We start from the raw sequence: 12257 nt of genomic DNA, 5'->3' as shown, positions 1-12257 counted from the left end.
TTGTATGGCAATAATTCCGGATACTTCATGAGCCGAAAATGCCATAAATCCTAATAATGGTGGAATATACAGTAGCATTGGGTAATTAATAATTGCGCCACCGATACCTAACATCCCTGATACAAACGAACCGAGAAAGCCAATTAAAAAGATCGTTAATATCCATGTAATATCCATGCATTCTTCCTTCTTTCCGAAAAGTGAAAGAAGGGTTGTTCTATTTAATAGACAACCCTCCATTAGCCTTAAGCTTTCTGAATTAAAAACGTGATGACACCAGCTTCTTCGGATTGATCTACGATATGATGACCTCCAGCTTTTGCCCAAGCAGGAATATCCGCTAAAGCCCCTTTATCTGTCACCTTAACTTCTAAAATTTCTCCTATAGTTAATGTGTCTATCGCCTTTTTTGTTTTCACAATAGGCATGGGACACGAAAGACCTGTTGCATCTAATTGTAAATTTGATTTCATATTGATCCCCTTCAACACGGCAAAGATTGTAAGCGATTTGCCTGTTCTTCTTATTATTTTACATTCATGAAGGATGAGCACCTTCAATTTCTGGACGATCCACATTTATAGTACAGAGACGTGTCCTTTGTACTTTAATAAATTTTATCGAACAGCACAGCGATTTGGGCCGATTTCCATCTCCGTTTGTTCATCTGGCGAAGGGTTTATTTTCCCCATATTTACCTGACGAATTTCTTGGTAGGCATTAGGTTGTGGTGGCAATTGATCTGTCACGACACGCTTAAATTCTACTTCATCATGAATATTCAAACCATGATTTTGTAAAAATAAATCCCCTAGTCGTTTCGCTACTGTCCCATCTTCATTAAGTTCATCAATGATCATAAAGTGAGCTGGTAACACGATAAGCTCACCGGACAATTCTCGATAACGCTTGTAAAGCGTATCTCGTAAATCTCCTACCCAGTCCTCAGCAAGGCCAGCTAAATCAGGACGTCCAATAGAATCAACAAATAGTATATCCCCTGTTAACAAATATTGGCCATCGACAACAAATGATGTAGAGCCAATTGTATGACCTGGTGAGTAGATAGCTCCTACCTCTATTTTTGATGATCCAATTTGAACAGTCACTCCATCCACTAACGGTCTATATGAAAAGACAACCTCTTCTGCATCTTTCGGTGGCAAGTAATAGACCGCACCAGTTAACTCAGCTATATGGCGTCCACCTGAAATATGATCGGCATGTAAATGTGTATCAAAAACATGTGTAATCTTCACATTCTTCTGTTCGGCGAAATTGATAAATACATCTGTAAAGCGAACAGCATCAACGATAGCTGCCTCTCCTTCAGATATCACCATATAAGAAAGACAGCCCTTCCCTAAACGGACAAATTGATAAAGCTCTCCTCCACCCGTTAAATCACCAATTTTAATAGGCTCTAAATATTCGCTCCAAGATTTCATACCGCCCGCTAAATAGGCAACATCTCGACCAGCTTCTGACAACATTTCAGCAACCATCAATGAGGATCCTTCTTTAGCACAAACGACTAGAATCTCTTTATTGGAGGGGATTTGCGGCAAGATCTCCTCAACCCCATCTAACAATTCAAAATATGGTACATTTAAATACTCAAATCGGTGACCGTCAATTTTCCAGTCTTCAAACGCATCTGCATTACGAACATCTAAAATAAACAACTCTTCATTGTTAATGACCTTTTTAGCAATTTGTGAAGCGTTCCATTTCTGCATTGGCATATATATAACCCCCATAGGTATAATTTCGAAGTTTTTTAAAGCGGAGAGCCTTTAGCCCCTCCGCCTTCCTTGCACAAAACTCTTTAGAAAGTTAGTGAAGGTGCTGCATCTTTTGCAAACTCAAGGAAAGTAACAGCTCCACCCACTTCAATACCATCAATAAAATCATCTGTCGATAAACCCATTACATCCATCGTCATTTGACAAGCAATAAATTTGACACCTAATTCTTGGGCTATGTCCACTAGTTGAGGAATGGCAGGAACATTCGCTTTCGCAAACCCTTCTGCGTAATGCTCTGCCCCTGCAGGCATTGGTAATGCACGCATCCCTTGCTTATGAATGAGATTCAATCCTTCAAATGTGAAGAAGATCGCTACCTCCTTCTCAGAAGCTGCAGCCGCTGTTGCGATATTAAACACCTTATATGCATCAAATAAACCACCGTTACTTGCAATAATTGCTACCTTGTTTGACATAAAAAATTCCTCCTATTAAATGTTTTTTGTTAATGTGCCTTTCCAAGATGTCATTCCTGGTAAAACATTAAAGACCTTTATAAAACCATGTGAAGCTAGCTTCTGCGCAGCCATATCACTACGCTTTCCAGTACGACAAATAACATAAATTTCTTGCTCTTTGTCGAGCTCCGAGAGGCGTGCTTCCAATTCACCCATCGGGATAGATTTAGCACCCTCAATATGCCCAAAGGCAAACTCCGCTTCCTCACGTACATCAAGAATTAATCCATCACGATTGTTAATTTGCTCTAGGTCAATCGTTGGGTCAAACGAAATTTCTTCTATTTGATCGTTTGTACATTTGCGAATATAATGCTTGAGCACGCCTTCATTTTCTAAAGTGCCAATATATTGGTGCCCTACAGTTTCTGCCCATGCTGCAATATCAGCTTTTGATCCTTTATCTGTCGCAAACACTTCTAAAATTTGACCATCTTCTAGATCGGCCATTGCTTTTTTTGTTTTCACAATGGGCAACGGACAAGAAAGGCCCTTGGCATCTAGCTGAAAATCTGCCTTCATCCTTATTCCAACCTCCATATACCTATTAGGGTATTATTTTTAACAAAAAAATATAGCTATATGCTACTATTGTACTTCGCCCTCCCAGGACAACATTCCACCAACCATATTCGAAACATTAAAGCCTTTACTTTCTAATATCTCGGTAGCACGGCTACTACGAGCACCAGATCGGCAAACGATAATATATGGTTCATCCTTATTCAAATCCTGTACGCGGAACTCTAATAAACCAAGTGGAATATGAATAATACCGGGAATATGACCAGTCGCTACTTCATCTACCTCTCTTACATCAATCAGGTTCGGTGTTTCACCCTGCATGATTGCTTGTTCTACTTGTTTTGCTGTAATTTCCTTCATTTTCTTTCCTCCTAATAGGCACTCATTCCACCACGAACATTTGTAATACGCTCAAAGCCTTGCTTTTTCAATTGCTTACATGCCTGACTACTACGCATACCACTTTGGCAAATCACTACCACTTCTTTATCCTTCGGTAGTTTGTCAAAACTTGACCCGAGAGGCATATTTTTAAACTGCGAAATATGGCGCCCCTTAAATTCAGCTGTCGTGCGTACATCGATAAATATCTTATCCTTATCACTCAGCATATTTTTTAATTGGGCTGTAGAGATCGATTGAACGCCCTTTGTTGGTTTCATTCGCCAAATGAAAAACGCTGCGATAATCGCAATAATGATCCACGTTTCCAATTTATCACCGCTCCTTTTTTATACGATAAAGGGTATATAAAAACTATCTGCTTTTCACCACTAAATCCATTGCTTCTCGGATGGCTGAATTCATTTTTTCCGCATTGCCTTCAGCAGTAGTGACACAATCTAATAAATTTTCACTAACAATAACTCCTATCGTCCGATCAACTGCTGAACGCACGGCAGATAGCTGTGTAATCACATCCTTACAGTTTTGACCCTCCTCCATCATGCGTAAAATCCCGCGTAATTGACCTTCCATCCGTTTCACTCGATTAGCTGTTTTAGAGTCATAAGCCATTCAGTTCCAGCCCCCTTTCAAAACGATAGATTCAACTTGCTTACGTGATTCATATTATACCCCAATAGGTATATTGTCAACATGAAAGCTTCAACTCTTTTTCTTGAGAGTCTTTATCTGTATTGTCTTATACAAAAAAACCTGCTATGAGCTGTAACTCATAACAGGTTTTTCTACGATTTTATTTAGCTAATTGCATGGCTGGTCCGAAGAATTCATAATGAATTTTCTCGTCTTTCACGCCAATTTCTTGTAAATTTTTAATAACGGCTTCCATAAAGCCTACAGGTCCACATACATAAACATCAGCGTTATCAGCTACTCTTTCTGCTAATAATTCTTTTGTAATTTGCTTGTCTTCATCAGAATATAGAGCCGTATACGATGCATTAGGTAACGCATTTACTTTTCCTTGAATATCATCGCTAAACGCTACAACTTTTTCATTGCGTGCGCACTGAATAAAGTTAACTTTATTCGTTGCATCTTCTTTTAGAGATTGTAGCATACTGTTTAATGGTGTTACACCTATACCACCACTAACAAATGTAATAGGAGCAGTCGTTTCTTCTAAAACGAATAATCCTGCTGGCACACTTACATCTACTAAATCTCCAACTTGTAAGTCATCATGAATAAAGTTTGACACTTTACCGTTTGGCGTATGATCACTTTCACGTTTCACTGAAATGCGGTAACCATCTTCTGCGCTTGCTTGTGAAAGTGTATATTGACGATTCATTAAATACTCTTCTCCAGGAACTTTCACGCGAATACTAATGTATTGTCCTGGCTCGTAAGCTGGTAATGAGGAGCCATCTTCATTAACAAAATAAACAGATGTAACTAAGTCGCTTTCTACCACTTTTTTCGCCACTTTTAATGGTCTAAATAGACGCCATCCACCATTATTTTCAGCTTTTTGGTATAACTCTTCTTCTACTTGAATGAAAATATCTGCAATAACGCCATATGCCTCAGCCCATGCATTAATAATATCGTCTGTCGCTGCGTCGCCAAGTACTTCCTTAATCGCTTTTAGTAAGTTTTCACCAACAATTGGATAATGCTCAGGTAAAATACCTAAACTACGATGTTTATGCGCAATAAGCATGACCGCTGGTAAAATAGCTTCTAAATTTTCAATATGAACTGCCGCAGCATAAACTGTGTTTGCTAATGCTGTTTGCTGACGACCTTTTTCTTGGTTAGTGTGGTTAAAAATATTCAATAATTCCGGATGAGCTTGAAACATATTTTTGTAAAACGTCTTTGTAATCTCTACACCATGAACTTCTAATACAGGGACTGTTGCCTTAATAATTTGAATAGTTTCTTGTTTTAACATATCGCTTACCATCCTTTCGTGATTACAATATAACGCTTTCATTTTCTTAAAGCAATATGTAAAATACATCTTTAACAAAATGGACATAATTAATGTATTTTAAATACATCTTTAAAAGTGGTTTCAAAATATTATACTTCATTGTAAAAATGCTATAATTACTTTGAATTATAGAAAGTAGGGTGTTCTTATGCGCTTAACTTTATACACAGACTATTCTCTTCGTACACTTATTTACTTAGGAGCGAAAGAGGATGGCCAATTATCAACTATTCAAGAGATTTCAGAGGCTTATAATATATCGAAAAACCATTTAATGAAAGTGACGCACCAACTTGGATTGTTAGGCTATATCGAAACAATTCGCGGAAGAGGTGGCGGTATTCGCTTAGCCATCGATCCAAAAACTATCACCATTGGTGAGATTGTTCGTCATACAGAAGAGGATTTTCATTTAGTAGAATGTTTCGATAAAGAGAATAATTTATGTAAAATAGCTCCGGAATGTCAGCTAAAAGGTGTCCTATATGAAGCTTTACAGGCCTACCTAACTGTACTAGATCGCTACACATTAGATGACTTCTTACATTCAAAGGAGAAATTAATGGCCCTCTTGTTAGGTAAATAAAAATACCCGCTCAACGTTTGTTGGACGGGTATTTCTTTATGAAAAAACATCTACAACAATTGCTTAGTAAAGAAAATCATATCTAATGCACGAATGCCGTTTTCATATATTGGCTCTGGATAGTCGCGAAAGAAATCCTTTTCAATGGTCTCCATGCGAAAACCTGCCTTTTGATAAAAGGCTATATTATCAATACTTGAATTTGCTGTTCCAACTAAAAGCGTTTGATAGCCTTCCTTCTCGCAAATTGCCGTAAGCTGTCGCAATACCTCTTTACCAAGCCCTTTCCCTTGGAATTTTGGCACAATCGCAATATTTTTTAATTCGATGGTTGTTTGAGATTGAGGGATTAATAATGCCACCCCCGCAAGCTGTTCTCCACACTTCACTTCAAATAAGGTACCTTCATCGAGGTATTTTCGAATAGCCTCTTCACTCTCATCTGCCAGTAAAAGCTGTGGTAAAAAGGGCTCTCGACTACCATTTACTTTTTTTAGAGCTGTTCGATATCGTACAAAATCCTCACGTTCAAAAACATTTAATACACATGGTTGTTTCTCTTTCGCTTCTAACCATGAATGCTCTTCTGGATAATCTCCTTCCACCCCTAGTTGAATAAAGCTCAGCTTTTCCTGTGCCTTTTGTGAACGTATATTCACCTTCCTTGCTCCCGCAAAAACTCGCTTTAATCCAAGCTCAAAAAAGGCGATATCTAAAATAGCTGTTTTAGCCTCAAGATTATAACCTTTCCCCCAAAATGGATGCCCGAGCCACGAACCGATATGACAACTGTTTTTATGTTGGTCTATAAACATCAATGCTGTCACACCGATTAGCTGTCCCTCCTCATTTAAAACAACACGAGGAACGGTCTTCCCTTCTTCTTCATCGATGCATTCACGTTTGATAAAATGAATAGTATCTTCTACTTTACCAACAGGTAGCCCTAGTGCATCTCGAACCTGTGGCATAGAAGACAACTCATGCATGGCCTCAGCATATTTGATATCATGTTTCACTAAAGTTACCGTCATCTTCTATTCCCCTTTTACTAACATTCTATTGTCGTATTCTATTCTCAACTATACGTTAGTTGCCAGGAGACGCCAAAGCGATCCTGAATCCACGCAAATTTCTTTGAAAACCCATAATGATCAAGTGGCATTAACGCATGCCCACTTTCCACTATTTGATTTACTAAATTCTTTATTTCTTCCTCAGATTCACATTCTAGAAAGATAGACGTTGATGGCGTAAACGAAAAGCTATGTTGAATAACACTATCATTCACCATTAGTTTTAACCCATTTAATTGTAGGGTGGCCATCGCTACCTGCTTAGAATTTTCCATATATTCTATCTGTATAACTTCTAAATCTGTAAACCATTGCTGATATTGTTCAATTGCTTCATGCGCTTGTCCTTGAAACATTAAGAAAGTTGTCGCGCTTTTCATCTATTTTTCGCTCCCTCATAATGTGAAATCCACTCTGCTGGTGTCATTTTTGCAACAAGCTCACTAATTAAATCAAAGGGAATATGCTTCGTACTTGTAAAACGTATACAACTTTTCCCCATATTTAATTTTGTTGGTACTCGCCTCGCATATTCCTCCTGAAACCAAGAAAGTAATGCTTGGTCTGCATATATACCCATATGGTAGAGCGCAATATGACGTTTTTGCGCTGCAAGACTAATAAAAGGTAATAGCGTATTTGGCGTCACATGATAGCCACTTGGATATATTTCTAATGGCACTACATAGCTAACCATGTCATATTGCATAGTTTGTTCAAAACCCACTGGCAAATTAGCTTCTAAAACATCTACAAGCTTACTAAAGGCATCTCGCCATTTTTCCTCTACTTGCTCCATATATATGCTCTTCATACCTAGCCTCACTTTGTCGTTATTTTCCCTACTTCACTTATTAATTTGTGCCTTGCGATACAATTCCTTTGTTTTATGACCTAGTCGAATAATTTGACGCATCTCTTGTAAACGCGCTTCTTGTGTTTCTAACTTTTTTACACTATAGATATAACGTGCCCAATCCCTTTGATATCCCGGAGTGAGTCCATCATAAAAGACTAAGTCATCCTGATTTTCGGAAAGTAAGTCCCGTAATGGAGGGATCATATTCTCATAGTCACTCACACATTGACTATTGGCTGTTTTTTTCTTACCTCTTCCTTTACCATCTCTCTTAATACTTAAGATTGAAAATGTTTCATCTAATGACATCAAGCTAGAAAACTTTAAATCACTACCACCAATATACTTTTCCTCGTCCACATGGATCGCTGGAAAAATCTCATCTCGATGAATAAACTGTTCATATTTTTTATTACCCTTTTTAGGATAAACAAAAAATAAATAGCCCTGCTCCACTAGACTATTATCTTTTAACACTTTTTGTAAATACGTTACCATGGCATCTATGGAAAACGCAAAAGAAATAATGCGGTCAAACGGTGCCTCTCCACAATGAAACACTCCATCTAATGTCGAATCAAGTGGCTGGTTATGGATGGCAATGGATACATCATCCTCTAGTTTAAATTTCTTTTGCATCATTTAAACACCTCTTCTCCCACTCATTTTTAGCCACTAAAAAATGGCTAATACATTTGAATCTTAGTTTTGATAGTATACTGAATAAATGAGAGCTTGGGAACAAAAATAAACGCTTGAACATATCTCAAGCGTTTACGGTTCAGCTTTATTTTATTTTGCGAGTAACGATTATGCCTTTAATAATCGGTATAAAGATCCCGATTATTACAATTGGCAAGAACCACCATCCTATGGAGGCGGTCTCTCCTAGCGCAATGCGGACCATCTGGAATGATATACATGCGAATAAAATAAGACAGAAATTTTTTACTGCGTTTAACATTTTTCTGCTGTTTAAATAAAATGCTTCTACATTCTGTTCATTCAAACGTGCTGGAAAGTTATGCATATGTGGGGCTTTCTCTAAAAGATTCATTATTATCCATAGAAACACACCTATAAATGGAAGAATTATGAGCTCAATTTTTGAACCCCATCGATCAACCTCACCCATACCATTAAAATGAACAGGAATTTCTTCAGGCAATTTCCCCCACATCACTGCAATATAAAAGATAGATAATAGGAATATGATAACGCCAATATAATTCCAAACCTTTTCAGACCTCGTTTTAGGGATTTTTAAAATGGGTCTATACACTTCATACCACCTCAGTTCATCTTCATACGTAATTTACGCTTCGACTACTCTATAAGTTTCAAAATTTATGAATATTGGCTTAATATTCAGTCACTACCATTAACTATCGCTTTATTCCTAGCATATTTTAGCAGTAAAAATCCTTTTTTTATCACTTCATTCACGAGTTTCTGCCACCTTTAAACTATTTAGTACAGTAAAAATACTCATAATACTTTGTAAAATTCATATTTTCTGATATAAATGATATATATACATATTTCATTAATTTGTAACATTTCTACTAAATACTGAGAAAGGAAATTTCATCTATGCGATTTACTATCTACAAGAAATTATTACTCGGTTTTTTTATAGTTATTTTAGTTCTAGTTGCTACTATCGGCCTAAATATAAAGCAGCTTGATTCTGTGAACAAAACTTATCGTACATTATTGGAGGAGCAAACAACTAAATCTATCGCTATTCAAGAATTACGCGTTATTGCCAAACAAGAGATAGTTAGTTTACGTGGCTATTTACTGCTTGGTGATAAACAAAATCTTCAAAGCAATCAAGACTCTCGAACAGAATTTAAACAAAAATCTGAAGAGCTAATGTCATCTTTGACGACGGAAAAATCCATCCAATTTCTAGAGGCTATTAATAAAAGTGAGCAAAATGTTCAACAGTTTGCGGACCGTATGTTTGAGTTAAAGGCTTCAGGTGAAACGGAAAAGTACGAAAAGCTTGATAGTACACAAGGGCGTCTAATTATTAAACAATTTGACGAACGTGTTGAAAACCTTTCCGATTATCAAAATGAATATATTGAAGGGAAAATTGCCGCTACATCTAAACAAATTCAAGATATTAAGTTCCAAATGATACTTCTTGGGGTGTTTGCGGTTGTCATAAGTCTGATAATTGCAATGGTTGTTGGTAGTCTAATGTCTCGTCCAATTAACGGCATGGCTAAGGCAGCTAAAAAAATAGCAGAAGGTGACTTAACGGCTGAACAGATTCGTATCAAGAATCGTGATGAAGTGGGTGATTTAGCCCAAGCATTTAATCAAATGGCCGTTAATTTGAAAGATTTAATCACAAATGTACGTCACAACACTGTACAAGTTAGTGGCTCTGCTGCTGAATTAACAGCAAGTGCTGAGCAAACCATCCAAGCGACAGAGCAGATCACTTCTTCGATTCAGGAAGTGGCTAGTGGCTCTGAGGCTCAAGGTAAAAATGCTACAGAAAGCTCCGAAGCGATGAAGAATATGACAAAGGGCATACAGCAATTAGCATCTACTACGGCGGCAGTTTCTGAACTAGCAATGGAAACGAATTCAGAGGCTCAAAAGGGCAATGAATCATTACATCGAGTGATCTCGCAAATGACTACCATTAATACTGCTGTATTAGAATCTGCAAGCGTTGTGAAAAATTTAGACGGGCATTCTATAGAAATTGGTAACATTATTGGCATTATTACAGATATTGCAGAGCAGACAAATTTACTAGCGCTCAATGCCGCTATCGAGGCTGCTCGTGCAGGTGATCATGGGCGAGGCTTTGCTGTCGTGGCAGACGAGGTGAAAAAGTTAGCAGAGCAATCCAAAAAATCAGCAGAGCAAATTGCTACGTTGATTGCAGAGATTCAACAGGATACAAACCGTGCTGTGACGGTGATGGATACCGGTACACAAGAAGTACAAATTGGTATGCAGGTTGTACAGGTAGCTGAAGAAGGCTTCTCTAAAATTATGGAGCTTATTGAACATGTGTCCATGCAAATTCAAGAAGCTACAACAGTTTCAGAAGAAATGTCATCCAGTGCAGAACAAATTTATGCTTCCTTCGATGAAATAGCAACAATCGCACAAATGTCTTCTAGTAATTTGCAAAATGTCGCTTCTGCCTCTGAGGAGCAGTTAGCAACGATCGAGGAAGTCGCTGCTTCCGCGGCAACACTTTCAAATATGGCTGAGGAGCTTCAAACAGAAGTCTCTCGCTTTAAATTAGAATAAAGAAAACTGCTCGGATTCCCTCTAGGAAACGAGCAGTTTTTTTCTTTATATGTACAGGCCTTTACTCACTTATATTTATCGCTTAAATGATAAAGCATTTCTATAATGTCTGCTTCCTCACCAGGAACTTGCAAAGTAGCCATCTCACCAACCTGATGATTCCCTACACAAACACTTTCCTTTGCCTTCAAAAACATCGAGGCATCATTCGCATCATTTCCAAATGCTATATACTCCCCCTCGGTGACACCTAATTTAGTTAAGCCATCCCACTTATCAATTCCATTAGGGCTTATATCTATAATATTTTCTGATGCATGTTCATAGAGAGTAACAGCAAGCTGTTGTAGCTCAAATAACAATGTGTCTCTATTCTCCCCCGGAAATAAAACAACTTTTACAATATCATGAAGATCTTGCAACGCTACTTTTTTAGCTATTTTTAGCGGATCTAGATTTTGATAAATGGGATGAGCTTCACTGCCTGTATACGCATAATCCCATTGGCTATCTACGAGATACGGTAATTGAAATGCTGTAATAATCTGCCGAAGTTCCCCTACTACCTCCGTCTCAAATGCTGTAACCTCCTCCGTTACTCCATTACAAGCGACGAATGCTCCGTTTCCGCCCACCATTGGATATTCTCGCATCATCTCAGGCAATACCGGTAATAGATCACGGATTGGTCTAGCGGAGGCAAAAATAACTTCATGCCCACTTTGTCTACATGCCTCTAGCGCATTGATAATACCCACACTTAAAGGCTTCCCTTTAAAGCAAATTGTACCGTCTAAATCAAAGACAAATTTCATAGTTTTTCCTACCTCTCCTACGTTCATTCGCAATTTTTATTATCTCACAGAAATGACTATTTTTAGTGGACGTTTATTCATTTCATAACTATCAAATACTTACTATAACAAACATTACTTTAGACATAATTTTAAAAATTTTTAGAAAATTATTGACAGGCTATTAATATCCAAGTAATATTGCTTTCAACAACACATTGCAGGCCAAGATTGGAAATAGTAAAAATGGTGATGTACTTGTAGAGAGCCGATGGTTGGTGAAAATCGGTAGACACACATTTTGAACTCGTCCATGAGCTACTCCCTGAATAGTCTAGTAAGGGATGTCGGTTTCCCCCGTTAACAGGATAGACAGTGATAGCTGTCGATAAGGGGACTTTTTCTGTATAGAGAAGGTCAATTAGAGTGGTACCGCGAGCATAAACTCGTCTCTAT

General features: G+C 37.8%; 16 protein-coding genes, 1 pseudogene and 1 other annotated feature (1 of these 18 only partly in view). Of the genes and pseudogenes, 2 read left to right on the top strand and 15 right to left on the bottom strand.

The features are described from left to right. The 9 genes and pseudogenes from KVT27_RS26780 to hmpA form a co-directional block, all read right to left on the bottom strand. Positions 1 to 177, bottom strand: a pseudogene (locus tag KVT27_RS26780) (sulfite exporter TauE/SafE family protein); the annotation flags it as partial. Between the two features lie 68 nt (positions 178 to 245). Beyond that, complete coding sequence (locus KVT27_RS20935) at positions 246 to 473, bottom strand: sulfurtransferase TusA family protein (RefSeq protein ID WP_036121249.1); 228 nt, start codon at positions 471 to 473, stop codon at positions 246 to 248. Positions 474 to 617: 144 nt separating this feature from the next. Then, positions 618 to 1745: an MBL fold metallo-hydrolase gene (locus tag KVT27_RS20930; protein WP_036121253.1), complete on the bottom strand. Its 1128-nt coding sequence runs from the start codon at positions 1743 to 1745 to the stop codon at positions 618 to 620. 83 nt (positions 1746 to 1828) lie between these two features. Beyond that, on the bottom strand, positions 1829 to 2224 hold the full coding sequence (locus tag KVT27_RS20925; RefSeq protein WP_036121255.1) for a DsrE/DsrF/DrsH-like family protein: 396 nt from the start codon (positions 2222 to 2224) through the stop codon (positions 1829 to 1831). 15 nt (positions 2225 to 2239) lie between these two features. Beyond that, positions 2240 to 2788: a sulfurtransferase TusA family protein gene (locus tag KVT27_RS20920; RefSeq protein WP_036121258.1), complete on the bottom strand. Its 549-nt coding sequence runs from the start codon at positions 2786 to 2788 to the stop codon at positions 2240 to 2242. Positions 2789 to 2854: 66 nt separating this feature from the next. Then, positions 2855 to 3151, bottom strand: a complete 297-nt coding sequence (locus tag KVT27_RS20915; protein WP_036121262.1) for a rhodanese-like domain-containing protein — start codon at positions 3149 to 3151, stop codon at positions 2855 to 2857. Positions 3152 to 3162: 11 nt separating this feature from the next. Further along, complete coding sequence (locus KVT27_RS20910) at positions 3163 to 3504, bottom strand: rhodanese-like domain-containing protein (RefSeq protein ID WP_217581875.1); 342 nt, start codon at positions 3502 to 3504, stop codon at positions 3163 to 3165. 43 nt (positions 3505 to 3547) lie between these two features. After that, positions 3548 to 3808 (bottom strand): metal-sensitive transcriptional regulator, encoded by a 261-nt coding sequence (locus KVT27_RS20905; protein ID WP_008175248.1) that lies wholly within the window; start codon positions 3806 to 3808, stop codon positions 3548 to 3550. Positions 3809 to 3989: 181 nt separating this feature from the next. Then, positions 3990 to 5156 (bottom strand): NO-inducible flavohemoprotein, encoded by a 1167-nt coding sequence (hmpA, locus tag KVT27_RS20900; RefSeq protein WP_036121267.1) that lies wholly within the window; start codon positions 5154 to 5156, stop codon positions 3990 to 3992. 190 nt (positions 5157 to 5346) lie between these two features. Between hmpA and KVT27_RS20895 the strand changes: the two genes are divergently transcribed. Beyond that, positions 5347 to 5784: an Rrf2 family transcriptional regulator gene (locus KVT27_RS20895; protein WP_025113674.1), complete on the top strand. Its 438-nt coding sequence runs from the start codon at positions 5347 to 5349 to the stop codon at positions 5782 to 5784. Positions 5785 to 5834: 50 nt separating this feature from the next. Here KVT27_RS20895 and KVT27_RS20890 read toward each other — a convergent pair whose 3' ends face one another. The 5 genes from KVT27_RS20890 to KVT27_RS20870 all read right to left on the bottom strand — a co-directional run bounded on the left by KVT27_RS20890 (position 5835) and on the right by KVT27_RS20870 (position 9001). Then, positions 5835 to 6818 (bottom strand): GNAT family N-acetyltransferase, encoded by a 984-nt coding sequence (locus KVT27_RS20890; protein ID WP_036147984.1) that lies wholly within the window; start codon positions 6816 to 6818, stop codon positions 5835 to 5837. Between the two features lie 44 nt (positions 6819 to 6862). Beyond that, positions 6863 to 7240 carry a VOC family protein gene (locus KVT27_RS20885; protein ID WP_217581874.1) on the bottom strand — a complete coding sequence of 126 codons (378 nt, stop codon included), beginning with the start codon at positions 7238 to 7240 and terminating at the stop codon, positions 6863 to 6865. Further along, the gene (locus KVT27_RS20880) at positions 7237 to 7674 is read right to left on the bottom strand and encodes a DUF1801 domain-containing protein (protein WP_254636219.1); all 438 of its coding nucleotides are present in this window, start codon (positions 7672 to 7674) and stop codon (positions 7237 to 7239) included. The genes KVT27_RS20885 and KVT27_RS20880 overlap by 4 nt, the downstream gene beginning before the upstream one ends. A 33-nt stretch (positions 7675 to 7707) precedes the next feature. Next, positions 7708 to 8361 (bottom strand): YdeI/OmpD-associated family protein, encoded by a 654-nt coding sequence (locus KVT27_RS20875; RefSeq protein ID WP_208705007.1) that lies wholly within the window; start codon positions 8359 to 8361, stop codon positions 7708 to 7710. Positions 8362 to 8506: 145 nt separating this feature from the next. Further along, on the bottom strand, positions 8507 to 9001 hold the full coding sequence (locus tag KVT27_RS20870; protein ID WP_036121282.1) for a DUF1648 domain-containing protein: 495 nt from the start codon (positions 8999 to 9001) through the stop codon (positions 8507 to 8509). Positions 9002 to 9312: 311 nt separating this feature from the next. Between KVT27_RS20870 and KVT27_RS20865 the strand changes: the two genes are divergently transcribed. Continuing rightward, on the top strand, positions 9313 to 11007 hold the full coding sequence (locus KVT27_RS20865; RefSeq protein ID WP_150906695.1) for a methyl-accepting chemotaxis protein: 1695 nt from the start codon (positions 9313 to 9315) through the stop codon (positions 11005 to 11007). A gap of 65 nt (positions 11008 to 11072) precedes the next feature. On the opposite strand, the gene KVT27_RS20860 is transcribed toward KVT27_RS20865, so the two are convergent. Continuing rightward, entirely contained in the window at positions 11073 to 11822 is a 750-nt protein-coding gene (locus tag KVT27_RS20860; RefSeq protein WP_217581873.1) for an HAD-IIB family hydrolase, read from the bottom strand. A 197-nt stretch (positions 11823 to 12019) separates the two neighbouring features. Then, positions 12020 to 12257, top strand: a binding site (T-box leader); it runs 1 nt beyond the window's last position.

The sequence above is a fragment of the Lysinibacillus sp. GbtcB16 genome, from assembly GCF_019091145.1.
Lineage (GTDB): Bacteria > Bacillota > Bacilli > Bacillales_A > Planococcaceae > Lysinibacillus > Lysinibacillus fusiformis.
The sequence above is the reverse complement of the archived record's forward strand: the minus strand, read 5'-3'. Positions and strand labels throughout refer to the sequence as shown.